General features: G+C 62.9%; 24 protein-coding genes and 1 tRNA gene. 15 read left to right on the forward strand and 10 right to left on the reverse strand.

The window, feature by feature from the left end:
* The first annotated feature begins 204 nt into the window (after window positions 1-204).
* The gene (locus AC3ANQ_RS04705) at window positions 205-1071 is read left to right on the forward strand and encodes a universal stress protein (RefSeq protein WP_488304047.1); all 867 of its coding nucleotides are present in this window, start codon (window positions 205-207) and stop codon (window positions 1069-1071) included.
* A gap of 11 nt (window positions 1072-1082) precedes the next feature.
* On the opposite strand, the gene rarD is transcribed toward AC3ANQ_RS04705, so the two are convergent.
* The gene (gene rarD / locus AC3ANQ_RS04710) at window positions 1083-2063 is read right to left on the reverse strand and encodes an EamA family transporter RarD (RefSeq protein ID WP_488305260.1); all 981 of its coding nucleotides are present in this window, start codon (window positions 2061-2063) and stop codon (window positions 1083-1085) included.
* Between the two features lie 215 nt (window positions 2064-2278).
* On the opposite strand from rarD, the gene AC3ANQ_RS04715 reads away from it, so the two are divergent.
* From AC3ANQ_RS04715 to AC3ANQ_RS04745, 7 genes are all read left to right on the forward strand, one after another.
* Window positions 2279-3712 (forward strand): FAD-dependent oxidoreductase, encoded by a 1434-nt coding sequence (locus tag AC3ANQ_RS04715; RefSeq protein ID WP_488304048.1) that lies wholly within the window; start codon window positions 2279-2281, stop codon window positions 3710-3712.
* Between the two features lie 113 nt (window positions 3713-3825).
* The gene (locus AC3ANQ_RS04720) at window positions 3826-5190 is read left to right on the forward strand and encodes a GAF domain-containing protein (protein WP_488304049.1); all 1365 of its coding nucleotides are present in this window, start codon (window positions 3826-3828) and stop codon (window positions 5188-5190) included.
* A gap of 83 nt (window positions 5191-5273) precedes the next feature.
* Window positions 5274-5879 (forward strand): hypothetical protein, encoded by a 606-nt coding sequence (locus AC3ANQ_RS04725; protein ID WP_488304050.1) that lies wholly within the window; start codon window positions 5274-5276, stop codon window positions 5877-5879.
* Between the two features lie 125 nt (window positions 5880-6004).
* A complete protein-coding gene (gene exaC, locus AC3ANQ_RS04730) occupies window positions 6005-7528 on the forward strand; it encodes an acetaldehyde dehydrogenase ExaC (protein ID WP_488304051.1) in 1524 nt (507 codons plus the stop codon).
* Window positions 7529-7649: 121 nt separating this feature from the next.
* Entirely contained in the window at window positions 7650-8672 is a 1023-nt protein-coding gene (adhP, locus tag AC3ANQ_RS04735) for an alcohol dehydrogenase AdhP (protein WP_488304052.1), read from the forward strand.
* Window positions 8672-9088 (forward strand): DUF779 domain-containing protein, encoded by a 417-nt coding sequence (locus AC3ANQ_RS04740; RefSeq protein WP_488304053.1) that lies wholly within the window; start codon window positions 8672-8674, stop codon window positions 9086-9088. The genes adhP and AC3ANQ_RS04740 overlap by 1 nt, the downstream gene beginning before the upstream one ends.
* 110 nt (window positions 9089-9198) lie before the next feature.
* Window positions 9199-10779 carry an amino acid permease gene (locus AC3ANQ_RS04745; RefSeq protein ID WP_488304054.1) on the forward strand — a complete coding sequence of 527 codons (1581 nt, stop codon included), beginning with the start codon at window positions 9199-9201 and terminating at the stop codon, window positions 10777-10779.
* Between the two features lie 113 nt (window positions 10780-10892).
* Here AC3ANQ_RS04745 and AC3ANQ_RS04750 read toward each other — a convergent pair whose 3' ends face one another.
* The 3 genes from AC3ANQ_RS04750 to AC3ANQ_RS04760 all read right to left on the reverse strand — a co-directional run bounded on the left by AC3ANQ_RS04750 (window position 10893) and on the right by AC3ANQ_RS04760 (window position 13625).
* Complete coding sequence (locus AC3ANQ_RS04750; protein WP_488304055.1) at window positions 10893-11528, reverse strand: DUF2461 domain-containing protein; 636 nt, start codon at window positions 11526-11528, stop codon at window positions 10893-10895.
* Window positions 11529-11652: 124 nt separating this feature from the next.
* Window positions 11653-13137 carry a catalase gene (locus AC3ANQ_RS04755; protein ID WP_488304056.1) on the reverse strand — a complete coding sequence of 495 codons (1485 nt, stop codon included), beginning with the start codon at window positions 13135-13137 and terminating at the stop codon, window positions 11653-11655.
* The gene (locus tag AC3ANQ_RS04760) at window positions 13134-13625 is read right to left on the reverse strand and encodes a Fur family transcriptional regulator (protein WP_488304057.1); all 492 of its coding nucleotides are present in this window, start codon (window positions 13623-13625) and stop codon (window positions 13134-13136) included. Before AC3ANQ_RS04760 ends, AC3ANQ_RS04755 begins: the two co-directional genes overlap by 4 nt.
* A gap of 173 nt (window positions 13626-13798) precedes the next feature.
* Between AC3ANQ_RS04760 and AC3ANQ_RS04765 the strand changes: the two genes are divergently transcribed.
* Entirely contained in the window at window positions 13799-15070 is a 1272-nt protein-coding gene (locus AC3ANQ_RS04765) for an MFS transporter (RefSeq protein ID WP_488304058.1), read from the forward strand.
* Window positions 15071-15199: 129 nt separating this feature from the next.
* Entirely contained in the window at window positions 15200-16069 is an 870-nt protein-coding gene (htpX, locus tag AC3ANQ_RS04770) for a zinc metalloprotease HtpX (RefSeq protein ID WP_488304059.1), read from the forward strand.
* A gap of 52 nt (window positions 16070-16121) precedes the next feature.
* Here htpX and efeB read toward each other — a convergent pair whose 3' ends face one another.
* The 4 genes from efeB to AC3ANQ_RS04790 all read right to left on the reverse strand — a co-directional run bounded on the left by efeB (window position 16122) and on the right by AC3ANQ_RS04790 (window position 20606).
* On the reverse strand, window positions 16122-17522 hold the full coding sequence (efeB, locus tag AC3ANQ_RS04775; protein WP_488304060.1) for an iron uptake transporter deferrochelatase/peroxidase subunit: 1401 nt from the start codon (window positions 17520-17522) through the stop codon (window positions 16122-16124).
* Entirely contained in the window at window positions 17519-18715 is a 1197-nt protein-coding gene (efeO, locus tag AC3ANQ_RS04780; RefSeq protein ID WP_488304061.1) for an iron uptake system protein EfeO, read from the reverse strand. The genes efeB and efeO overlap by 4 nt, the downstream gene beginning before the upstream one ends.
* Window positions 18716-18751: 36 nt before the next feature.
* Entirely contained in the window at window positions 18752-19621 is an 870-nt protein-coding gene (efeU, locus tag AC3ANQ_RS04785; RefSeq protein ID WP_488304062.1) for an iron uptake transporter permease EfeU, read from the reverse strand.
* 469 nt (window positions 19622-20090) lie between these two features.
* A complete protein-coding gene (locus tag AC3ANQ_RS04790) occupies window positions 20091-20606 on the reverse strand; it encodes a hypothetical protein (protein ID WP_488304063.1) in 516 nt (171 codons plus the stop codon).
* Between the two features lie 137 nt (window positions 20607-20743).
* Here AC3ANQ_RS04790 and AC3ANQ_RS04795 point away from each other — a divergent pair, with 137 nt between their 5' ends.
* Window positions 20744-20917 (forward strand): DUF4236 domain-containing protein, encoded by a 174-nt coding sequence (locus AC3ANQ_RS04795; RefSeq protein ID WP_488304064.1) that lies wholly within the window; start codon window positions 20744-20746, stop codon window positions 20915-20917.
* Here AC3ANQ_RS04795 and AC3ANQ_RS04800 read toward each other — a convergent pair.
* A complete protein-coding gene (locus AC3ANQ_RS04800) occupies window positions 20914-21096 on the reverse strand; it encodes a hypothetical protein (protein WP_488304065.1) in 183 nt (60 codons plus the stop codon). The genes AC3ANQ_RS04795 and AC3ANQ_RS04800 overlap by 4 nt on opposite strands.
* A 256-nt stretch (window positions 21097-21352) precedes the next feature.
* Window positions 21353-21423 (reverse strand) — tRNA-Trp (locus AC3ANQ_RS04805).
* Between the two features lie 1475 nt (window positions 21424-22898).
* Between AC3ANQ_RS04805 and AC3ANQ_RS04810 the strand changes: the two genes are divergently transcribed.
* The 4 genes from AC3ANQ_RS04810 to AC3ANQ_RS04825 all read left to right on the forward strand — a co-directional run bounded on the left by AC3ANQ_RS04810 (window position 22899) and on the right by AC3ANQ_RS04825 (window position 24578).
* The gene (locus tag AC3ANQ_RS04810; protein ID WP_488304066.1) at window positions 22899-23105 is read left to right on the forward strand and encodes a hypothetical protein; all 207 of its coding nucleotides are present in this window, start codon (window positions 22899-22901) and stop codon (window positions 23103-23105) included.
* Between the two features lie 36 nt (window positions 23106-23141).
* Window positions 23142-23561 (forward strand): helix-turn-helix domain-containing protein, encoded by a 420-nt coding sequence (locus tag AC3ANQ_RS04815; RefSeq protein ID WP_488304067.1) that lies wholly within the window; start codon window positions 23142-23144, stop codon window positions 23559-23561.
* 68 nt (window positions 23562-23629) lie between these two features.
* Window positions 23630-23992: a hypothetical protein gene (locus AC3ANQ_RS04820; protein WP_488304068.1), complete on the forward strand. Its 363-nt coding sequence runs from the start codon at window positions 23630-23632 to the stop codon at window positions 23990-23992.
* Between the two features lie 235 nt (window positions 23993-24227).
* A complete protein-coding gene (locus tag AC3ANQ_RS04825) occupies window positions 24228-24578 on the forward strand; it encodes a DUF898 family protein (protein WP_488304069.1) in 351 nt (116 codons plus the stop codon).
* Window positions 24579-24821: the final 243 nt, after the last annotated feature.

Consider the following 24821-nt stretch of genomic DNA (forward strand, 5'->3'; position numbering starts at 1 on the left):
CACAAGGTGGACATGCCCACCTCTGCGTGCCAAGGATGGACATAGTGCAACTATGTCCATCCTTGGCATTTAAGAACGGGCATGTCCGGGTGTGGGAAGCAGTTCCGCAGGTAGAGTCATGCCTAGCTAGCGAATCCAGACCGGCCAACGTTGCCCGGATTCCCCGGACGGGTCCTGGAATTCGCCGTCGACAAAGGGGTCTTCATGCGATATGTAGTTGGCTACACGCCGAACGAACGTGGCGCGGACGCCGTTGCCCTGGCCTCATCCCTGGCCCGCGCGCAGGACGCGGTGCTGGACCTTGTATACGTCGTGGACGCACACACTCCCTACTCGGGGCTGTACCCCGAAAGCACGGGCGCAACTCCCGCTGAACAGACTGTCCTGACCGCGCAAGCCCAGAGCCTCGCGTTAGTGCCCGACGACGTCGAGGCCACCTTCCGTGCGCTGCCTGCTGAATCGTTCCCATCGGGGCTGATCCAGGCCGCAGGGACCGACGCTGGACTGATCGTGGTGGGTGCGTCGAGGAATGGTCTGTTCAAGAGGTTCACGGTAGGCAGCGTGGCCAACGGGCTGCTCCATGCTTCGCCGGTTCCGGTGGCCCTGGCGCCGCGCGGGTTCAACCGCACCGAGCCCGTCACCCGGTTCACTTTGGCCACGGGGCAGCGCTCCGGGGCCGACGCTGCGATTGCAACCGCCATCGGTGCGGCCAACCGTCGTGGCGTGCCGCTGCGGCTTGTGTCGCTGGTAACGCTCGACGCCGGTACCGACGTTGGAGGCGAGGCTACCAATGCGGCTCATCGCCACGCCAACACTGTCCTCAGCAACGCTGCCTCCCGTTTGCCGCAAGGGCACGATGTGACCGTGGAAGTTGCCCACGGCCGCAGCATTGAAGAAGCGATCGACAGCTTGGAGTGGATCGACGGCGAAGTGGTCATCATCGGCTCATCGCGCCTGGCGGAAAGAAGCAAACTGTTCATGGGCAGCACCGCAAACAAGATCCTCAGGGCGCTGCCGGTGCCAATGGTGGTGGTGCCCCGCGATTACGAGCGTGCGGACTCGATGCCGTAGGTGCGCGATGCTCAGGCTGCGCTCAGCCGTGCCCGCTTTCTCATGACAGAGTTCTTGCGTGCAGTGCGGAGCATGTCGACGGTCAGGAGCAGCAGGGCCAGCCACACGATTCCGAAACCGACCCAGCGGTCGGGGGTCATGGCTTCGTGGAGGACGGCCAGGGCCACGATGAACTGGAGGATCGGCGCGAAGTATTGCAGCAGGCCGATCGTCGTCATGGGCAGGCGGCGTGCAGAGGCACCGAAGAACAGGAGCGGCACGGCGGTGATGATGCCTGAAGATGCCAAAAGCCAGAAGTGGCCCGGGCCGTTGCTTCCCAAGGTCCCGGCCCCGGTGAGGCCGAGGACAATCATGGTGGCGCCGGCGATCGGGGCGAGGACCACCGTCTCCACCGTGAGGCTCGTGATGGCGTTGACCTTTGGTCCTACGCGCTTCTTCACGAATCCATAGAGTCCAAAGCTGAACGCGAGGACCAAAGCGATCCACGGAAGCTTTCCATAGGAAACCGTCAGGACGCCGACGGCGATGAAGCCGATCCCGACGGCGGCCCACTGCAGCGGGCGGAGCGTTTCCTTCAGGACGAACACGCCAAGGAGAACCGACACGAGCGGGTTGATGAAATAGCCGAGCGAGGCTTCGACCGCGTGCCCGGTGGTGACGCCGAAGGTGTAGGTCAGCCAGTTGATGGCGATCAGTCCCGCAGCCAGGGCGAGCGGTCCTAGCACGGCCCGGTCTCTAAAGGCATTGCCGAGGAGGCGCCAGGTCCGGGTGATGGTGATGAGCAGGGCGCAGAAAATGAGCGACCACACCACTCGGTTGGCCACGATTTCCACCGCCCCGGCGGGTTGCAGCACCACGAAGTAGAGCGGAAGCAGGCCCCACAGACCGTACGCCCCGATGCCGAACACGACACCCGCCGTCGTCTCGCTCTTTGCACTCTTTGCCTCGGCGGCGGCGGATGCAGAAGCTGCGCTCGCAGCGGTGGCGGACAGGGCGGGCACGGTTTGCTCGGGCGTAGGCACAATGTCAAGAACACCACATGTTGCGAAGGTATTCCTGACCGTACGGCCGGAAAGTTTGTGTGAGTTTCCTCGCCTCACCGGGTCACTCCTGCCACGTGCTGACATTCAACTGGCAACTGAGAACTAGAATTGGAAACTGCGCGCCCCACTACGCGGGGCGGATTCCCGTCTCAGAAGGGTTCACGGTGTCCAACTCGGCCGAAACCACCTCAAAACGTCCACTGCGCGTCGCCATTGTCGGCGCAGGACCGGCAGGCGTGTACGCCGCGGACATCCTGACCAAATCCAGCGAGGTCAAGGATGGCGACGTCGAGGTCAGTATCGACCTTTTCGAGGCATACCCCGCGCCGTACGGGCTGATCCGCTACGGAGTGGCGCCGGACCACCCCCGCATCAAGGGCATCGTCAACGCGCTTCACAAGGTCCTGGATCGCGGCGATATCCGCTTCCTTGGCAATGTCACGTACGGCCGCGACCTCACGCTGCATGACTTCCGGGCTTTCTATGACGCGGTGATCTTCTCCACGGGAGCAGTCAAGGATGCCGAGCTGAACATCCCCGGCGTGGAATTCGAAGGATCGTTCGGTGGAGCCGACTTCGTGTCCTGGTATGACGGACACCCGGACGTCCCCCGCGAATGGCCGCTGGACGCCAAGGAAGTGGCGGTCATTGGCAATGGCAACGTGGCACTGGATGTGGCCCGCATGCTCTCCAAGCACGCGGATGACCTCTTGGTGACCGAAATCCCGGACAACGTCTATGCCGGCCTCAAAGCATCTCCGGTGACAGATGTGCACGTCTTCGGCCGCCGCGGACCGGCGCAGATCAAGTTCACTCCGCTGGAACTGCGCGAGCTCTCGCACTCCAACGACGTGGACATTGTGCTGTACCCGGAGGACTTCGAATTTGATGAAGCCTCAGACGACGCCATCCGCAGCAACAACCAGGTCAAGACCATGGTCAACACGCTGACCAACTGGCTTGTCGAGGAACATGCCGAAGCCGAGCAGCCCTCCTCGCGCAGGCTGCACCTGCACTTCCTGCACAGCCCGGTGGAAATTGTGTCGGAAGACGGCTCCGGCAAAGTCTCCGGCATCAAGTTCGAGCGCATGCAGCTCGACGGCACGGGCAATGTCAAGGGCACCGGCGAGTTCGTGGACTATCCAGTCCAGGCCGTATACCGCGCCATCGGCTACCACGGTTCGCCCCTGGACGAGATTGCGTACGATGCCCGCCGCGGGGTCATCCCCAACGACGGCGGACGGGTGCTGGACGCCGACGGCAAGCCGGTACCGGGCATCTACGCCACGGGCTGGATCAAGCGCGGACCCGTCGGCCTGATCGGGCACACGAAGGGCGACGCCTTGGAGACCATCGGGTGCCTGTTGGAGGACCGCCTCACGCTACCCCCGGCCGAAAACCCGGACCCGCAGGCCATCATCAATCTCCTGGAAGTGCGGGGGATCCAGTACACCACCTGGGAAGGCTGGAACAAGCTCGATGCGCACGAAGTAGCCCTCGGTGCCGCATGGACCGCCGAAAACCCGGGCACCGGCGTCGTACGCGAACGCATCAAGGTGGTCCCGCGCGAGGACATGATCGGGATCTCCCGCGCCTAGCGGCGTGGCGCGATTACCTTGAACGAACTGCTCCACGCCGGCCGCCCATAGGCAAAGTCCCGCGACACAACTAGACTGGTGGGTACTGCGCTGCATCCGGTTTTGGGAGTTCGATGAGGAATCCGATCCAACCGGCAGCTCTGGTTGGCGACGCCGCCGAGCTGCTTCAGAGCTATGCCCGCGCAGGTCACGAACAACTGGACACTTGGCGCTTCGGGCCTCCCGACGCCACGGAGCTTCCCGGCTTGCGCAGACTGATCAAGGAATCCTGGCAGCGATCCGCGCAGCTCAACGCGAACCCGGACCAGCCCGAAGCTCCCGTGGCCATGGACCTGGACGAGCTCGAGGAATACCGCCGCCAACACCCGCTGGCCATTATCATGCCCGTCATCCAGAAGCTCCTCATCCAGCCCAGCTATGACAGTGGTCTCCTGGTCGCCGTGGGGGACGAGCTCGGCCGGCTGCTGTGGGTGGACGGAAATCCAGCGATGAGGCGCCGTGCCGAAGGCATGATGTTCGTGGCCGGCGCGGATTGGTCCGAAGCCGCGGTTGGCACCAGCGCGCCCGGCACAGCGCTCGCGTTGGGCCGGGGGATCCAGATTTCCGGCGCCGAGCACTACAAACGCTCCGTCCATCCGTGGAGCTGTACCGCCGTGCCCTTCCACGACCCCGACTCCGGAGCCCTTCTCGGCGTCGTCGACATCACCGGCACGGAGGCCGCCGTCGCACCCCACACGCTTTCCCTCGTTGAAGCGACCGTGGCGGCAGCGCAGGCCCAATTGCGTATCGAGAGGCTTCAGCTCTCGGTCGCTGAGCACTCTTTGCCTGCCCGACGGCGGAACTCGCCTTCCGCCGCAAGCTCCCGAGAGGGAACCGGACTGTACCGGAACAGCCTCCAGCTGCTGGGCCGCGACCAGGCGCTGTTGAGCATAGGAGGGCGCAGCATTCCGCTCTCCGCTAGGCACAGTGAGATCCTGGCATTGCTGGGCACTCGTCCCGAGGGTCTCAGCGCCGAAGAACTGGCGCTGGCCTTGTATCCGGGAGATGGTTTCACGGTCACCCTCCGGGCCGAAATGGTGCGCCTGCGGAAGGTCCTGCAAAAACTCGATCCCGCCGCGGTCCCGGAATCCCGCCCTTACCGGCTCCCGATCGACCTCGGCCAGGATGCCGCCCAAGTGCTTTCCTGCCTGCAGCGGGGTGCCCACCGCATCGCCCTGGAGATCTACAAAGGCGCTGTCCTGCCGCATTCGGAAGCCCCAGGCATTGTGGAGCTTCGCCAGAAGGTGTCCGCGCTCTTGCGTGAGGCGGTTCTCAACGACGGCAGTGCCGAGGCGCTGCTCAAGTATGCGGGCCTGCCTGAGGCAAAGAACGACGTCGATGTCCGGCTCGCTGCCCTCAAACTCCTGCCGCCGCGCTCGCCCAAGCGGGCCGCCGTCGTCGCCGAGCTCGAACGCTTGGAAACAGAGATGTCGGCCTGACGCTGGCCTCCCGTGTGGCATTCGGCAAATACGAAGTTTCGGCCCGTATCGTAGAAGCGAGCCAAACGAAAGAAGCTTCCTCCGTGTTGAACAAACGCCTCGCCGTCGCCCTGACCGTGTCCGGACTCCTTGCCGGAGTCACAGCCTGCGGAGCACCTGCCCAAACCGCGCCATCGTCAACGGCCTCTGCTTTGGCCACTACAGCTGCACCTGCATGGGAACTCGATCCAGCCGCGGGCGCGCAAAGGATCAAGGCTGCCGGCCTGGACATCCTGACGGCGGAAGGTACCGCCGAGCATTACCACGTCCATCTGGACGTGCTGGTGGACGGCAAGCCCGTCACCGTTCCGGCTGAAATCGGCTTCAGTTTCGGGGCCGACGGGCGGCCGAACGGAATCTCGGCCCTGCACACCCACGACACATCCGGCATCCTCCACATCGAAGCGCCCACCGCCGGACTGAAATACACGCTCGGCCAGGTCCTCACCGAATGGGGTGTCCTGGACGGCAAGGACGCCACCGGAGCACCGCACGGCGGAACCGGCGGCTGGACAGCCTACGTGAACGGCTCAAAGAAGGATGTTCCAGTAACAGACGTGGTTCTCAAAGCCCACGACGAGGTAGTGCTCTCCTTTGGATCGGCGCCCTCACCGCTTCCGAGCTCCTATGCGTTCCCCGCTGGCCTCTAGGCTTCAAGCCCTCGAACCAGTGTCAAAGTGATCTGGACCACAATGTTGCAACCTGCATGCAACCTCCCCGCTCCTACGCTGAAGCCATAGCAAAGCCACCATCATGCGGAGCAAAGGAGCTAGCAATGACTGTTTATGCACAGCCGGGTGCCGAGGGTTCGAAGGTCACGTTCAAGGACCGTTACGAGAACTGGATCGGCGGCGAGTGGGTTGCCCCAGTCAAGGGGCAGTACTTCGAGAACATCACCCCGGTGACCGGGAAGGCCTTCTGCGAGGTTGCGCGGGGCACGGCCGAGGACATTGAGCTGGCACTGGACGCCGCGCACAAGGTGGCGCCGTCCTGGGGCAAGACCTCGGCCACCGAACGCGCCGCGATCCTGAACAAAATCGCCGACCGAATCGACGAGAACCTCGAAATGTTGGCCGTCGCCGAGTCCTGGGACAACGGCAAGCCCGTCCGCGAAACCCTCAATGCCGACATCCCGCTCGCGGCAGACCACTTCCGTTACTTCGCCTCCGCGATCCGCGCGCAGGAAGGCCACTTGTCCCAGCTGGACGAGGACACCACGGCGTACCACTTCCGCGAGCCGCTGGGCGTGGTGGGCCAGATCATTCCGTGGAACTTCCCCATCCTGATGGCTGTGTGGAAGCTCGCCCCGGCAGTGGCCGCGGGCAACGCCGTCGTCCTCAAACCTGCCGAGCAGACCCCGTCCTCCATTCTTGTCCTGATGGAGCTGATCAGCGATCTGCTGCCTGCCGGTGTGGTGAACGTCGTCAACGGCTTCGGCGTCGAGGCCGGCAAGCCTCTGGCTTCCAGCCCCCGGATCCGCAAGATTGCGTTCACCGGGGAGACCACCACGGGCCGGTTGATCAGCCAGTACGCGTCCCAGAACTTGATCCCGGTGACCCTTGAACTGGGTGGCAAGAGCCCGAACATCTTCTTCGACGACGTCGCCGCGCAGAACGACGCGTTCTACGACAAGGCCCAGGAAGGCTTCACCCTCTTTGCCTTCAACCAAGGCGAAGTCTGCACCTGCCCGTCGCGCGCCCTGGTCCAGGAAGGCATCTACGACTCCTTCATGGCGGACGCAGTGGCCAGGACCAACACGATCATCCAGGGCAACCCGCTGGACACCGAGACCCAGATCGGTGCCCAGGCCTCTAACGACCAGCTCGAGAAAATCCTTTCCTACATCGACATCGGAAAGCAGGAAGGCGCCAAGATCCTCACCGGCGGCGCCCGTGCCCAGCTGGACGGTGACCTGGCCGGCGGCTTCTACGTCCAGCCGACAATCTTCGAGGGCCACAACCGGATGCGGATCTTCCAGGAGGAGATCTTCGGCCCGGTGGTGTCCGTGACGAAGTTCAGCGACTACAATGACGCCATCGGCATCGCCAACGACACCCTGTACGGACTCGGCGCCGGCGTCTGGTCCCGCAACGGCAACGTCGCCTACCGGGCGGGCCGGGAAATCCAGGCTGGCCGCGTCTGGGTCAACAACTACCACGCCTACCCGGCGGGCGCCGCGTTCGGCGGATACAAGTCCTCAGGCATCGGACGCGAAAACCACGCCATGATGCTGGACCACTACCAGCAGACCAAGAACCTCCTGGTCAGCTACAACGAAAACAAGCTGGGCTTCTTCTAGGCCGCACTAAACCCGGCGGGGAGGGATCAGCACAGATCCCTCCCCGCTAACCCATTCTGGCCACCCCTCACTCAAATCGCACCAACCAACCCAACGCTTCAACGACGCAAGGATTTCGCCAATGACGACGACAATGCAAGCAGCCGTAGTAACCGAATTCGGAAAAGACCTTCAGATCCAGTCCCTTCCCATTCCCGTTCCTGGCCGTGGGGAGGCGCTGGTCAAGGTCTTGACGACCGGCGTGTGCCACACGGACCTGCACGCCGCGGCGGGGGACTGGCCCGTCAAGCCCTCGCCGCCGTTCGTGCCTGGCCACGAAGGCGTGGGCGAGGTGGTGGCCCTCGGTGAAGGCGTCACCGACCTGGCAGTCGGGGACCTTGTGGGTAACGCCTGGCTCTGGTCCGCCTGTGGCGACTGCCAGTTCTGCCGGACCGGCTGGGAAACGCTGTGCGAATCCCAGCAGAACGCCGGCTACAGTGTGGACGGTTCGTTCGGGGAGTACATGCTGGTGGACAGCCGGTTCGCCGCGAGGATTCCGGCAGGTTCGGATCCCGTGGAGGTTGCCCCGGTGCTGTGCGCGGGCGTCACGGTCTACAAGGGATTGAAGATGACCGAGGCCAGGCCGGGCCAGTGGGTCACCATTTCGGGGATCGGCGGACTGGGGCACATCGCGGTCCAGTACGCGGTGGCCATGGGCCTGCGTGTTGCGGCGGTGGACATCGCCGACGACAAGCTTGCCCTGGCGAGGAAGCACGGCGCGGAGCTCACGGTCAACGCGCTGCGGGAGGATCCTGCGGAAGTCATCCAGCGCGAAACCGGAGGCTGTCACGGCGTCCTGGTCACGGCAGTGCACCCGTCGGCATTCGGGCAGGCGATCGGCATGGCCAGGCGCGGCGGGACCATCGTCTTCAATGGTCTTCCGCCGGGGGACTTCCCGGCGCCGATCTTCGAGATTGTGCTCAAGGGCCTGACCGTCCGCGGCTCGATCGTGGGGACGCGGCAGGACCTGGAGGAAGCGCTGGACTTCTACGCGCAGGGCAAGATCCACCCGACCGTGTCCACGCGTGAACTCTCCGAGGTCAACGTGGTCCTTGATGAAATGAAGCATGCCAAGATCGACGGCCGCGTGGTGCTGAGGTTCTAATGCCCCACAACAGGCTTGACGCCGCAGTGACGCTGCCCGGGGAAGACTTCTCCCGGGTGGCGCTCACCGCCGTTTCCGTCGAACTCCTCCAGAAGTTGTGGGAGCAACACGGTCCGCTCATGTTCCACCAGTCCGGTGGTTGCTGCGACGGTTCTTCACCCATGTGCTACCCGGCAGGCGAGTTCATTACCGGCGACTCGGACGTTTTGCTCGGCCTTTTCGACATCGGCGATAGCGGACGGCCCCAGCCTTTGGAGTTCTGGATGTCCCGGGAACAGTTCAACTACTGGTCGCACACGCACCTGACCGTGGACGTGGTGGCCGGCCGGGGGAGCGGCTTCTCCGTGGAGTCGCCGGAGGGCAAACGCTTCCTCATCCGCTCCACCTTGATGGACTGGAACCTCCCCAAGCTCTGAGGAGGAGCAGCTCGCGTCTCACGATTTGGGACAAATGTGGGAGTCCGCTGGCTGGACACTACCCTTGATGAGTCTGTTTCCAACACCCCATCAAGATTGTGGACTCTTCTATGAACCTCTTCCGGACCAAGTCAATCGAGCAGTCCATTGCGGACGCCGATGAACCCGGACGCAAGCTCAAGCGTTCCCTCAGCACCTGGGATCTGATGATCATGGGTGTCGCCGTCGCCGTCGGAGCCGGGATCTTCTCCGTGGGCGCCAAGGCCGCCGCAAACTTTGCCGGCCCCGCCGTGACGATTTCCTTCGCCGTCGCAGCCGTCACGTGCGCCCTGGCCATAATGTGTTACGCCGAATTCGCTACCGCCATCCCGGTGGCCGGGTCCGCCTACGTCTTCACGTACGCCACCATGGGTGAAGTCCTCGCCTGGATCATCGGTTGGAACCTCATCCTTGAACTCTTCACCGCCGCTGCGGTCATCGCCAAGTACTGGGGCATCTATCTGAGCAAGGTGTTCGGCCTCATGGGCGTCGACATGCCGCCGGCCTTGAACATCGCAGGCGTGGACCTCTACTGGGGCGCGTTCCTGATTGTCGCGATCTTCACTGTGCTCCTGGTGCTCGGCACGAAGCTCTCCGCCCGCGTGGGCAACATCTTCACGCTGATCAAGATCGCCGTGGTGCTGTTCGTGATTGTGGTGGGCTTCACCTACGTCAAGTTCTCCAACTACACGCCCTTTGTCCCGGCATCGCAGCCCACCGGCGGCAATGGCGGCGCCGACGTCATGAAGCAGTCCTTCTTTGGCTTCCTCACCGGCGCGGTTCCGGCACAGTACGGAACTCTGGGTATTTTTGCCGGCGCAGCCCTGGTGTTCTTTGCGTTCATCGGCTTCGACGTGGTTGCCACGTCCGCTGAAGAGGTCAAGAACCCCCAGAAGACCCTGCCCCGGGGCATCTTCGGCGGACTGGCGCTCGTGACGCTGCTCTACATCCTGGTCTCCCTGGCCCTGACCGGCATGGTGTCCTACACACAATTGGCGGAAGCCAAGAGTCCCACCCTCACCACGGCCTTCGAGGCTGTTGGAAATACCGACGCGGCCAAGGTCATTGCCTTCGGTTCCCTGATCGGTTTGACCACCGTCATCATGGTGCTGCTCATGGGCCTGGCCCGTGTGGTCTTGGCCATGAGCCGCGACGGATTGCTCCCGCGCTCGCTGTCCAAGACGAGCGAAAAACGTTCGACGCCGGTCCGCCTCCAGATCATCTGCGGCGCGGCCGTGGCGATCGTGGCTGGCCTGACCAATGTGGATCTCCTAGAGGAAATGATCAACATCGGCACGCTCTCAGCCTTCGTCATGGTGAGCCTGGGCATCCTGGTCCTGCGTAAGAAGCGCCCGGACCTGAAGCCGGCTTTCCGGGTTCCTTTCGGCAAGGTACTTCCCGTGGTTTCGGCTGTCCTGTGCCTCTACCTGATGACGAACCTGGCCGTAGAAACTTGGATCTTCTTCGCCATCTGGCTGGCAATCGGACTTGCCATCTACTTTGCCTACGGCCAGCGCCACTCCCGCCTGAACGAGAGGTTCGCTGCGGCGAAGGCTGCGGTCTCTGGCAGGAGCAGCGACTCCAGCGATTCAAACGACTCAAATGATTCAACCGACTCAAACGATAACGAGGACAGCCTCAGCAAGGTCTGATGCCCATGGCTGGATCCATGGCCCCCTCAAGCTTCGGCTTGAGGGGGCTTCCCATTGGACTCCAACACGTGCGGTTCCAACACGTGCGGCTTCAACGCGTGCGGCTCTAATGCTTAAGGGGAGGCGTGCTCGTTGACCCACTCCACGAGCGGTCGCAGTACCTCCCAACGCTGGGCGATCTCCTCCTTGGCTGAGGGCTGCGACATCCACTCAGGTTCGCCCAAAGTCACCCCGGCAGATAGGGACTTGTGCTTGAGGAGCTCGGCGCGCGGATGGTCTTTGTCGAAACCACGCGGCACTGTCTTGAGTTTCTCCCCTTCAACCGCGAAACCTGCCGCTGCGATGTCATCAACGATTTTCTGGAGTTCTTCTCCGCTGGCCGGTGCATCCGCGGCGGCGCGGAACCGGGCAATCTGCTCGGGGGTTCGCGAGTGGCATCCGCCGCCGATCAACAGACCGTCTGCACTGAGCTGGAGGTAGAAGCCCACGCCCTCCTTGTCCGCTGCAAAGGCGCCCTGTGCCGTCTTGTAGGGAGACTTGTCCTGGGAGAAGCGGACATCCCTGTTGGGGCGGAAGACCTTGCCCGGCCCGAACCTTGGCTCAAGCTCCTCGAGCAACAGCGTCAATGGCTCCTTCACGGCGGAGTCGTAAATGTCCTTGTGCGCCAGCCACCATTCGCGGTTGTTGTTCTCTTCAAGTTCGGCATAGAAGGCTATCGCCGCTGCGGGGATCCCTGTAAATGTGCTCATGAAAGGATCCTATGGATGCTTCCGGAGCCGTGGCCATAGCCCGAATGCCGTATGTGGATAATTCTTAAACCAGGCAACCCCGCCGCGGAGAATCCGTGGCGGGGTTGCCTGTTATTGGACGTTGTTAGAGCTTGTTGGCTGCTTCAGCAGCCGACTCGCCCTGGCCGGCGCCGAGGTTGGCGCGCAGCTTGGCGCCGAGTTCGGCGTCGACGTTGGTCCAGTACTGGATGGCGCGTTCCTTGATGCCGGGGCTCTTGACGCCGCCCACGGCACCCGTGATGGTGTCCAGCAGACGGGCCTTGGCGCCGTCGTCGTACACCTCGCGGTAGAGAGCGCCGGCCTGGACGAAGTCGCCGTCCTCGGCATGCAGGGAGTGTGCAGAGAGCGTCAGCTCGCCGTCGTTCTCCCAACCGCCGGCCGGGTTCTGCGGTTCAACAGCAGCCGGGCCACCCAGGGAGTTCGGTGCGTAGACGGGAACCGAAGGAGCGTTGAACAGGTAGCGTCCCGCGCCGTCCTGGCTGTAGTTGTTGACCTGGTTCTTCGGCTGGTTCACCGGGATCTGGGCGTGGTTGGTGCCAACGCGGTAGCGGTGTGCGTCAGCGTAGGAGAAGATGCGGGCCTGCAGCATCTTGTCCGGGGAAGCTGCGATACCCGGAACGAAGTTCGACGGCGCAAAGGTGGCCTGCTCAATCTGCGCGAAGTAGTTCTCCGGGTTCTTGTTGAGCTCCATGGTGCCCACGTGGATCAGCGGGTAGTCCGAGTGCGGCCAGACCTTGGTGAGGTCGAACGGGTTGAAGCGGTATGTCTTGGCGTCCTCGTAGGGCATGACCTGGACATGCAGCTCCCAGGACGGGAAGTTGCCGGCGGCGATGTTTTCCTGGAGGTCGCGGATGTAGAAGTCAGCGTCCGAGCCGGCCAGCTCTTCAGCCTGGTCGCCCGTGATGGTCTTGACGCCCTGGTTGGACTTGAAGTGGTACTTGACCCAGAAGCGCTCGCCCTCGGCATTGATCCACTGGTAGGTGTGCGAGCCGTAGCCCTGCATTTCGCGCCAGGAAGCCGGCAGGCCACGGTCTCCCATGAGCCAGGTGACTTGGTGTGCGGACTCGGGGGAGAGGGTCCAGAAATCCCACTGCATGTCGGCGTCACGCAGGTGCGTGCCCGGGAGGCGCTTCTGGGAGTGGATAAAGTCCGGGAACTTTATGCCGTCGCGGATGAAGAAGACGGGGGTGTTGTTGCCCACGAGGTCGTAGTTGCCCTCGGAAGTGTAGAACTTGACGGCGAAGCCGCGGGGGTCGCGCCAGGTGTCCGGGGAGCCGCTCTCGCCTGCAACGGAGGAGAAACGGATGAGCATGTCCGTCTCGACGCCGGGCTGGAACAGGGCCGCCTTGGTGTACTTGGAAACGTCCGAGGAAGTCTTGAAGGTACCGAAAGCACCGCCACCCTTGGCGTGGACAACGCGCTCCGGGACGCGCTCGCGGTTGAACTGTGCGAGCTTTTCCACCAGGTAGTGGTCGGTCAGGATGATGGCACCATCGGCACCGGCGGACTGGGAATGCGCGTCCGAGGTGACGGGTGCGCCCGACTGGGTTGTCGAAATGTTCGCGGTCATCGTTCTCCTATTTCGTGGGTTACTTGCATTTGAGTAGGAAGCTGTTGTTTGGCCTGGCAGTCCTGGCAGATGCCTTGGTACAGCACATCTGCGATCTGGATGGTCATGGGTTTGGAGTGCTCATCCCAGTGCGGGGTGAGGCATGGAGCATGGCCTACGGCGCAATCGACATCCTCCACCCGGCCGCAGCTGATGCAGACGGCGTGGTGGTGATTGTCGCCCACCCGCGTCTCGTACAGCGCGGGGGAGTGGGGCGGCTCGAAGCGTCGCAGCATCTGTAGGTCCGTGAGGTCGCTCAGCACCACATAAACAGACTGCGCTGTCAGTTCGGGAAGATCCTTGCGCGCGGCAGCCAAGATGCCTTCGGCCGGGGAATGTGGATTGTGCTGAACGGCAGCGAGGACCGCCAAACGCTGTTTGGTCACGCGGCGTCCGTGAGAATGCAGGGCGGAAGCCCACGCTTCCTGGTCTGCCGAGTGATCTGCCATACGCCCATTGAAGCACTTATTATGAGTCCTTCACAATAAGGCGAGGCTAACTTCGGATGAACCGAGCAGGCGGCGGCCCGGCCGGGCACCTCCAACTGCCCTTCGCGTTACCTCCTGGAGGGAGGACGCGTTGGCTCCGGGAGGGGGTAGGTGTTGATGGGTAGGGTTGGACGGTGGCAAAACTCCTCGCTGACATGACCCCGCTTCGCGAAAGCCCCGCATTCCGCCGCCTGTGGCTCGGGTCCTCGGTGTCGATGGTCGGATCCCAGTTGACGCTCGTTGCCGTGAGCCTTGAGGTCTACAGCATCACCCAGCTGAGCCTCTACGTAGGCCTGCTGAGCGTCTTTGCCTTGGTTCCGCTGGTGATCGCGGGTCTATTCGGTGGTGCCATTTCCGACGCTTATGACCGACGGAAAGTCGCGATCGCTTCTTCCCTCGTTTTGTGGGCCTGCAGCGTTGCCCTCGCGCTCCAAGCGTGGTTCCAAATCAACAATGTCTGGATCCTGTTTGCGCTCGTTGCGATCCAAAGCGGCGCGCAAGGCATCAACGGGCCCGCACGCAGCGCCATCATTCCCTTGCTGGTCCGGAAAGAGCTGCTGCCTGCGGCCAACGCGTTGAGCATGCTTAACATGGGCATTTCGATGACGGCAGGCCCCTTGCTCGCTGGTGTGCTGGTTGCGTCCAGCGGTTTTGGCTGGACTTACACGATCGACGCGTTCAGCTTTGCTTTCGCGCTATGGAGCCTCTTCAAGCTTCCGCCCTTGCCCGCGGCCAAGAACGCGTCGGCACCCGGCTTGCGCTCCGTCGTCGAAGGCTTCCGCTTCCTGGGCACCCGGCCCAATCTCCGCATGACCTTCATCATCGACCTCATCGCGATGGTCTGTGCCCAGCCGCGCGCCCTCACGCCGGCCATTGGCGCCACCATGATCGGCGGGGGCGACACCACTGTGGGTGTACTGCTCGCCTCCGTGGCCGTGGGCGCCTTCCTCGCGGGGTTGTTCTCCGGCCCGCTGGGAAGGGTGCGGCGCCAGGGCAGTGCGGTGGTATGGTCCGTGGCCGGATGGGGCTTCTCGATCGCAGCTTTCGGCCTGGTGGTCGTCCTTGCGGGCGACTCTGGTCGCGGCGGCGTGACGCTTTGGATAGTCCCTGCCGCAATCTGTTGTGCCCTTGCCGGAATCTCGGATTCTGTCAGTGCGGTCTTCCGCACCACCATCCTGCAATCGGCCACTCCGGACCACATGCGGGGACGGTTGCAGGGCGTGTTCATCGTGGTGGTTGCCGGAGGTCCGCGAGTGGGGGACATGCTCGCCGGTGGCGTCACCAAGATTCTCAGCGAAGGCTGGGTACTACTCCTGGGCGGCCTGCTGTGTGCGGTCCTGGCCTGGCTCGTGCCCCGCTGGCAGCGCGGATTCCTCCGGTACGACTCCGTTCACCCTGTGCCCTAGCCGGTTGCCCTGGCCCTGCCGCATTCCGCAGCCCCAGGCCGGAACGTCCGGACCGCCGTCGGCGTTAATGGGAACAGAACCAGCATGCAATGCAAGACAACAGCGAAAGAACTGCAAGGAAGTAGTGAAGTGCACAATCATCACAATGGCCTGAAAACGGCAGCGCTGTTCGGTGTGCTGTGGGCGGTGTTGCTGGGGCTCGGTGCCGTGATCGGTGCGGGCACCCGTAGCGTTGCGCCCATCTGGATCATGGCCCTGGTTGGCGTCGCGACAACGGCCTACGGATATTGGAACAGCGACAAGATTGCCATCCGTTCCATGGCCGCCTATCCGGTCTCGGAAGCGCAGGCTCCCCAGCTGTACCAAATCGTCAGGGAGCTCTCAGTGCGGGCAAACCAGCCCATGCCGCGGATCTACGTTTCTCCGACGATGACCCCGAACGCCTTCGCCACGGGACGCAATCCGAAGAACGCCGCCGTGTGCTGCACCGCGGGCATCCTGAACTTGCTCGACGCGCGCGAACTCCGCGGCGTCCTTGGTCATGAACTCATGCACGTCTACAACCGCGACATCCTCACCTCGTCCATCGCGGCCGCTGTCGCCGGCGTCATCACCTCGGTGGGCCAGATGCTGCTGTTCTTCGGTGGCGGGGACCGGCGGAACGCCAATCCGATTGCCATGATCGCCATGGCTCTCCTGGCGCCGTTTGCCGCCTCGCTGATCCAGCTCGCCATTTCCCGCACCAGGGAGTACGACGCCGACCACGACGGTGCGGAGCTCACCGGCGATCCGCTGGCGCTCGCCTCAGCCCTCCGCAGGATCGATGCAGGCGTGAAGCAGGTGCCGCTGCCACAGGACCAGCGCCTCGTGAATACCTCGCACCTCATGATTGCCAACCCGTTCCGCGGCGGCGCCATGACCAAGCTTTTCGCTACCCACCCGCCCATGCGCGAGCGCATCGAGCGGCTCGAGCGGATGGCTGGACGGCCCCTTTCCTAGGCGGCGGTCCCAAGAGTCACCGGTCCAGCGCCGCGTTCGACGACGGGCGGCTTCATGCGAACAGGCCCTCACCAATGAAGCCGCCCGCCTTAATGCCCGGGGGCACCGCGAACAGGCCGGAGCCGGTGTGCTTGAGGTACTCCAGGGCCAGCTTGTCGCTCCTTGCCATGGCCATCTGCATGGGTACGTAGTGCGTCCGCGGGTCCTTGACGAAGGCGATGAAGAACAGGCCTGCATCGAGGTGGCCGAGTCCGTCCGAGCCGTCCGTGTAGTTGTATCCCCGGCGGAGCATCTTCACGCCGTCGTTCTGGCTCGCGTGTGCCAGCCGGACGTGGGAGTCGACGGCGATCAGCGGCTCGCCGTCGCGTCCCTTGATCCCGAAGTCCGGCGCCGTGAATTCCTCTCCTCCGGACAGGGGCGCTCCTGCACCCTTGGTGCGGCCGATCAGTCCTTCCTGTTCGCGCAGGGAGGTCCGGTCCCAGATCTCTATGTGCATCCTGATCCGCCGGGAGACGAGGTAGCTGCCTCCAGCCATCCAGGCCTCGCCCGCGCGGCTTCCGGCGGTGGCCCACACGTGCTGATCGAGCAGCGTGCCGTCCTCCACCTTCAGGTTGGCCGTGCCGTCCTTGAAGCCGAAAAGGTTGCGCGGGGTCGTTTGGGCCCGTGACGTGGACGAGGTCCGGCCAAAGCCCAGTTGGGACCAGCGGACGCGCACCTTGCCGAAGCCGATGCGCGCCAGGTTGCGGAGCGTGTGCACGGCCACCTGGGGGTCGTCGGCGCAGGCCTGGACCACAATGTCGCCGCCGGTCCGTTCTGGCTGGAGGGCGTCGCCGGGGAAGCGCGGCAAGTCGATCAGGGCGTCCGGCCGGCGACCGTCCAGGCCAAATCGGGTCTTGCCGTCCTTTTCGAAGAGTCCCGGGCCAAAGCCGAAAGTCAGGGTCAGCTTGCAGGCCGCGAGGTCAATGGCCTCGCCTGTGTCTTCGGGTGGCGCATCGTAGGGGCCGTCGACGGCGCCAGTTCGGCCCGTTGTGCAGCCGGCGGTCATTGCTTCGGCCGCGGCAGTCCAGTCCTTCAGTAGTTTGATCACCGCGGTCCGGTCCTCAACGTTCACGTCGAAGGCAGCCATGTGAAGGCGGTCCTGGGCCGGCGTGACGATGCCCGCCTGGCGTTCGCCGTAAAACGGAACCACATCGCCCGCGGTGCTGGCTGGCGCCGCCTCAGCTGCCACAGCATCATGGCTCAAGTAGCCGGCGGCGAGGCCCGCCACGGCCCCGGCACCGCCCACACCGGCGAGGGAAAGCAGTCCTCGACGCGACAAGCCGCTCTTGGGGGACCCGACGTCGGACGCGACCGCCGGCTCGGGAGCGGCGGCAGGTGCGGACCCGACGGCGTCAGCCTGGGTGCCGCCGTCGGGCGCCTCAGGGGACTTGCCGCCGAAAGGGCAGCCGCTCACAGGACCACAGCCGATGTGAGCTTGGACAGTGGCTCTCCCAGGGCATCGACGAGCGCGGCGAGCTGCTGGACCTCGGTGGTGCTGAGCTCGTTGTAGTACGCGAAGCCGTCACCCTTGGCGTGCTTCTTGAGCTCGGCCTGCAGGGCTGCGAACTTCTCGTCGAGGCCCTTGGCGAGGGCGGCGTCTTTCTGCGTGAGCGCGGGCCTGAGGCTTTCGAAGGCGATCCGGGCGCCGTCGACGTTGGCCTGAAAGTCCCAGAGGTCCGTGTGGGACCAGACTTCCTCCTCGCCGGTGACCTTGCCGCGTGCAACTTCGTCCAGGAGTTCCTTGGCGCCGTTGCCGAGCTTGTCCGCGGAGAGTTGCACCGTGCGGGTGCGCTTACCGAGCTCCTCGGTATCGGCCACGAGCTGGGTGCCGATCTTGGAGCGCTCTTCGGCCGTCAGCGCCGTGTAGCCAGCGGGCGGGAACAGGTCCTTCTCCGCGCGGTGCCATCCCGTCCATTCCTGGCCGGGCTCAAGGTCGGCTTCGCGGGCGTCCAGCTTGGGGTCCAAGTCGCCAAAGGATTCCGCGACGGGTTCGATCCGCTCCCAGAGCATGCGGGTTGCAGCGTAGAGCTCACGGGCCGTGCTGGCGTCACCTGCAGCGTAGGCGTCAGCGAACGCCTTGGTACCTGTGACGAGTTGCTCGGTCTGGTCCTTGACGTACGCCGCGTACTGCTGGACGCCGGTGTCGACGAGCTTCTGGAAATCGGCGTCGACGGCGGTTTTGTTTCCGGAGTCCGTGACCTTAAAGGTGGAGCGGATGCCGTCGCCCTGCATGCCGGGCTTGCACGCGGTGGTGTACTTGCCTGCCGGGGCGGTGACCACCAAGTTGCGGGTCAGGCCCGGACCGATGTTCTCCACTTCGCCGAGGATCCGTAGGCCGTCTTCGGCGAGGAGGTAGAACTCGGTGATTTCCGTGCCTTCGTTCTTGACCGCGAAGCTTAGGTTGCCGCTGGGGACGCTGCCAGTGGAAACCTTGCATTCGGTCTTGGTGCTGGTGACCTGGATCGGTCCGGCGGAGGCGTTGGAGGTGGGGGTCTTTGCGTTGTCTGTGCACCCGCCGAGTAGCAGCGGGACGGCTGCGGCTGCAGCGACGAGGGCGAGAGACTTCCGGTGGCGGGAAGCCATTTTGGGCAGGGGAGAGCCAGGCATAGGTTTTCCTTCTGTTTTTGGGGGTGCGGGAAACGTTTAGGTGGCGTTGGTGGCCTGGGAAGCGGCGGCGTTTCCTGGAACTGCGTCGCCGGAGGATTTTGCGGGCGTGGAACTGTTGGTGCGGATGTAGAAGTAGAGCACGGGGATCACGTACAGCAACCAGGTTCCGGCTTCGAGCCACGTGGTGGCCGGGGACAAGTTGAGGGTGCCTTTCAGCAGGGTGCCGTACCAGGACGTCGGCGGGATGGCGGCGGAGACGTCGAAAGCGAGGTTGTGAAGCCCGGGCAGGATCCCGGCTTCCTGGAGGTCGTGGATGCCGTAGGCCAGCACGCCGCCAGCGATTACGATGAGGCCGACTCCGGTCCACGTGAAGAAGCGCGAGAGGTTGACCTTGAGGACCCCGCGGTGCAGGAGGTATCCGAGCCCGGCGGCAACGGCCAGGCCGAGCAACGCTCCGATCAGGGGCTGGGTTGACTCTCCGGCGGCTTGGGCCGCGGCCCAGAGGAACAGCGCCGTCTCGAGTCCTTCGCGGCCCACCGCGAGGGCTGCCACGAGGACGAGTCCCCACGCGGCGCCGTCGGCCATCTTGTCCACTTGTGACTTGAGCTCGCCGCCGAGGCTGCGGGCAGTGCGCGCCATCCAGAAGACCATCCAGGTTACGAGCGCGACGGCGACAACGGACAGTCCGCCCCCGATCGCCTCTTGCGCCGCGAAGGTCAGTCCCTGTGGGCCGAAGGTGAGCATCGCCCCAAAAGCGATGGACACTGCCACCGCGATGCCGACGCCGGCCCAAAGCCTGGGGAGCAGGGAGCGGCGCCCGGTCTTGACCAGGTAGGCCATGAGCAGGACAACAACTAGCGTGGCTTCAAGGCCTTCGCGCAGGCCGATCAGGAAGTTGGCGGTCATGTGGAATCCTTCCTTAGGGGAGCCACACTTAGGCTCACCTAAGGAAGTACAGTACCCGCTTGATTCGATTACGCAAAAGAAACGTGCCGTAATTAGTTTGGGGTTACGCGGGGGTGGTTGTCACGCGCGGCAGTCTTTTGACCTCCGTGGATCGGTGAAGTCGCGGAATCCCGGGGTCTTCGCCGGACCTCGACCCCAAAAAGTTGCCCGGCGTGACGCGCCTAACCCGATTAACGACGTCGACGACGGCGCGTTGCCCGCTCAGGGGGCAACGCGCCGTCGTCGTACTTCTGGATGGCGGCCTGGGCCGCAGCGAAGTCTTAGCTGCGGAAGTTCACGAACTGCCAGCTACTGGTTGGGGGGTGTTGGCGAGAGTTGAAATGCGCTAGATTCCGGGGATTTTAGGGTTGACCGCGATAGGACGAAAATGGTGGTTTGCGGACCTCTTGCGGACTTTCTGCGGACTGGCCTACTGCTCATCTGGTCGGTTCGGGGTCCAGCCGCCCTCATTTTTGGAGTATTCCGTGACAAGATCGCCGGATCCGGGAGTATCGTCTCCGGTCGATGTGAAATACAGCTTTCCCCGCATGGCACCGTCCGCGAAGATTCTCTCGGCTGCCCAACGCTTGGCACTCTCAATCTCTCGCTCTGGAACCGGGACGCGCACAAGGCAGACGTCCCCTGAGTAAATATCCAGCTGCAAGCCGCGTGGTATGGAATTTACGTAGTCCTGAACCTTGTGGGCCCCGGCAAAGACTTTGCTGCCCTGTGAGGCAAAGTGCGAGCGTGCTTCGTCGAGCTTCTTCTGCGCGATGTCTTGTAGCGTGGGCTCCGGAAGCTCCATCGCTCCGCTGCGTCGTATTTCCTCCCGCAGCTTGTTCATCACGCTTGTCACGCTGTCAGTTGGATCGATGCTGATCCGGACGTCGTTCAGCTTTTCAGCGCTTTCGGCCCACTCATTCAGCCCATTGATGAATTCGTCCAAACCTGATATTCCGGCCATTTGGCGTCCCCCTTGAACAGATTGATGCATGACAGGCTCAACCTACACATGGCCAGACGGATTAGAAAGACTCAACGCCCTAGGCTTGGGGCAACCAACACCTAGGAAAGGTTCCACCAATGGGTTTCTTCTTCCGCAAGCGCGTCAGGCTGGGCAAGAATGGCCACGTCAACATCTCGAAGCGCGGTGCGTCTATCTCTGAGAAGATCGGGCCGCTGACTTTGAATAGCCGGGGTGGCGGAAGTATCCGCATCTTGCCGGGTTTGTCGTTCAGGTTCGGCAAGCGGCGCTAAGAGACGTTGGCCAGCGTCGTTGCTGTGATGGTGGCGCCGCACACATAGCAGTAGCCGGAAGTAACCGGGCAGACGTGAGCAACTACCTGAATCTCAGCCGCAACGTCAGCCGGCAGTTGTGCGGCCTCAACTTCAGCGTTGGTCATGATCGGCGCTACCTGTTCTGGTTGTTCACTCATGATGCCGCCTTTGCTGGGTAGTGGATGGGCTTGGGATTCTCAGTGAAGCCAGCACCCGTCTTGCGGTCATAGGTTATGCCGCATCCGCATTTGTTCCAGCGGCAAGTCTTGGACTTGCAGTGCGGTTCTGCCGTGAGAGCGTCGCCCGGCTTGTCGCATGCGGGGCAAGTTGGCGTCATGCTCGCTCCTTGGTGGTTGGTGATCTACTTGTGACGGCCGCGTTTTCTATTAGTCGATCGGCAATACGTTCGATCAGCCCGGCGTGCAGGAATCGAACCTGCGCTTACGGTTTTGGAGACCGTCGTGATGCCACTTCACTAACTCCAGTAAGTGGCCCGCGCTCATGGGGGTTTGCGCGGGCCGTGACGCTGCCTCTCGGCTGTGTCTCGATTCGGGTGACAATGGGGTGTCACCGTGAGATGGCCGGATTCGAACCGACGTTACATCGAGCATGGCCACTTGCCTTTCGGCGGCCTTCTGTTGTTCTGCTTCGAGATACTGGAGCATTCTTGGGGCGTCGCTCATTGCAAGCCGGCGCACGAGTTCCAATGTGTCAGCAAGGGGAATAACCAGCTGATGTTCGTCCCCAAAGCAGAGGTCGCCCGTGAAGTCCGCAAATCGTATCGAGTGAATCTTTTCGAAGGCGCTCGGATCGGCAATGGATGTCACCCCCGGCCTGTTTCCCGCCCAGTAGTCAACGGAGTGGCTCTTGTCGAAACAGCTGCACACATGTGAGATGACGTCAGCCTGGACGTCAGATGCACCGAGCGAGGCCGCTGCGACTGCTTCCCACTTTGCTTCGATTTCCTTGAAGTGATCGACATCTTCCCACGGGCATTTCAGCCTGCCGATCGGGGCCCACATCTCTTCGCCCTCTTCTTCGATTGCGACGAATGCAATGTACACACGCTTCGGATGCTTGACCCCAAGCCTGACCACCCGAACCTCCTGCAAGGCCGCATTCTCGCCGCTGCGGTAGGCCCAATGCGAGTTGCGGGTCAATTCGGATGGCTGCTTCACCATTGCTGGAATCTACCAGCAGCGGCGTGCTCCGAGGCAGGGACAAGGGGGGTCTACTAGTTGAGACTTTCCCTTCATCGCTGCCTAGACGGGCTATCGGCCGGCAGTCTGGGAGATTCCGCTAGCCCACCCTTCTGGCGCCTGTTGAGCGTTCGGGGGCGGGGTCGTGGAGGACGCAGAATGGGTGAGGCATGAGCGGCATTCGCGTTCGTGCGTGGCCTGCTCAGAGGCCAGTGAGGACATTCAACGCTAGCGGAATTTGCGGAACTTGACTGACCAAAGGAAAGCAAGAGCTGCGTGGCCCAAGGGCATCGTCCTGGCGTTCGGGCCCAAGCTGCTCCTGCGGGATCTCCGAAGGGCGCACGTGGCCGGCCTGATCGAGGGACTTCAGGATAATACTCGCAGCGTAGCGGGCGCGTAGCGGGCGCGTAGCTGGCGACGCTCCCCCGAACGCATAGTCGAATCGCCGCATCACCTAATTGCCCCTAGGTTGCGGCGTGATTTAATCTCGCCATGGACTTCAATAGATGCCAGGCTGGCCGCTTGGGGATCCCTCTGGCTGCGCGGACAGGCAGTTGACGCCGGAAAAGCCTGACCTTCAACTGATTGAAGGAGGCGGGGGCGGGGTGTGGGACTACGATGACAGCTGCCAGAAAGAGCTACTCCTTGCTTCTCAAGCTGAACCCCAGCTGCCCTTCGCACTACTTCCCTTGTTGGAATCTGCGGAACGGGGGGAGGTCGCCTGGGAAGAGTCCATTGTTCGATACCCGATGGGGCGGAACGTGGAGATCGGAGAACTCAAGATCGACATTGGCCGCAATCAGTACCGGCTCTACTTTGCCGAGCCAAACGAGGCACCGGGCGTGCTTCTCGCACTCAAGTTCGGACACAAGCATGGCCAGGACTGGAAGCGCATGCAGGACGACGATATCGACGAGGCGGGTCGGCGACTTGTTCTGTGGCGCGGGACACGAAAAAGGACTCCCTGACTTGTTTCCTCCACAACATGCGGTTAACCTCAAGTCATGACCGCCGAAAGCAAAATCCTCGAGTTTCTAAATATCGATCTCGATGATCCTGCCCAGCGACTTGGAGTTCAGCTGGCCGAAGAGGACCATGAACTGATCCGGGCGTTGGTCAAGATGCGCCACGATAAGGGCCTCAAGCAAGCGGAGATTGCCGCCCGAATGCAGCGTGACCCTTCCGCCGTTTCCAACTTTGAACGGCTTGGTGGGGATCCCCACATGTCCACCATCCGCCGTTATGCCCTCGCAGTCGGGGCTCGAATCTTCCACCAGATCGACGATGCGGAACTCGGCGCCAAGGAGCGTCAGTTGGCGGAGTATGCGTCCAACGTCTTGCCCTTCGAGCCGAGGCGCAAAACGGCAAGCGTGACTGAGATGTACGAGGTGCTTTCTGGACACCAGGAGCGGCGGGCGTTGTGATCCAAGCTAAGGCAGCCCCGGGCCTCTCCGCACCACAGGTAAGAATAGGATCGATCCGCGTACTATCCGTGCGCTCTGAGCTTGACCCAAGTGCTGTTGGTGAGCTTGAAGTCTCGTGGGGGACGCGAGCGGATCAGATGCCCGAGGGTGCAATTTACGTACTCGGGGTATTGCGTGCCAAGGGAGACAGTGCGAATTCCGCTGTCTATGTCGCGTTGGTGTGCAGGGTTGTCGACGGTTCAGCCGATGAAGACTTTACAGAAGAGCAGATGCAAGAACTTGCGTCGTCGGCCTCGGTTGTCCACGTGCTGTACGACACGGCGGCCAATATCACCCGCCAGCTTCTAGCAATAGTCCAGCTGGGGGGCGCGATCCCGCATCTCACACCACAAACAACGTGGCTCGAAAAGAATGAGATGACGCGCGTTTGAGTTGCGCCTTGTCGCGAAGGGCCTTTCGGCATATTAGCCATCTCTGCCATGATTACGCGGTGGGGTTCAAAGCTCAACGCTGAGAGTTCGATGCGCCCTCACCGTGGGGGCCGATGATGGGCTGGCGCGGGTTTTGCGAAATTGGCGGGCAGGAACCGTCTCGTGGTCGGTTTCTCCCCTATCCTTCAATTTGGGGGCAGCCGCTCCGGATCCTATGAGGCAAAGGAATGATGGAATGACTGTCAACATCAACGGGAACGGCGCCCAGGCCGTGGCGCCCGGTGCGAAGCTCATGGTTTTCGACGGCGGCGCGGCCGACTATCTGGGAACGCAGATCCTCGCCGCGCTGGTTACGATCTTCACGCTTGGGATCTGCTATCCATTTGCTCTCGTTCTTCTCGAGCGGTGGCGGGCCAAACATACAGTCCTCATGGGACGCCGCCTCGAATTCACCGGAACCGGGATCGGGCTCTTTGGGCTCTGGATCAAATGGTTCTTCCTCATCGTCATCACCATCGGCATCTACGGCTTCTGGGTTGCACCGCGGCTGACAAAGTGGAAGACCGAGAACGTCCGCTTCGCCTAGCCGGACAGCGTAGGACACGCAAGAAGCCCTTCGCCATGGATAGATAGGGGCTTCTTGCCGCGAGGGGGCAAGTATAAGAAATTCCTTATACCGGCGTATATCTCCTTATAGACCCCGGGCGCCGCTATTGCTATTCGTGATGCTGGACTACGAGTGCCCTGGGCGATGGAGTACAACGAGGGCCGCAAAGAGGTCTGGGTGGAAGCGTCCAGGGTGCGACGCCGGACAATCGACCCGAGAGTG

This window comes from Arthrobacter sp. DMZ02-1R, from assembly GCF_057747935.1.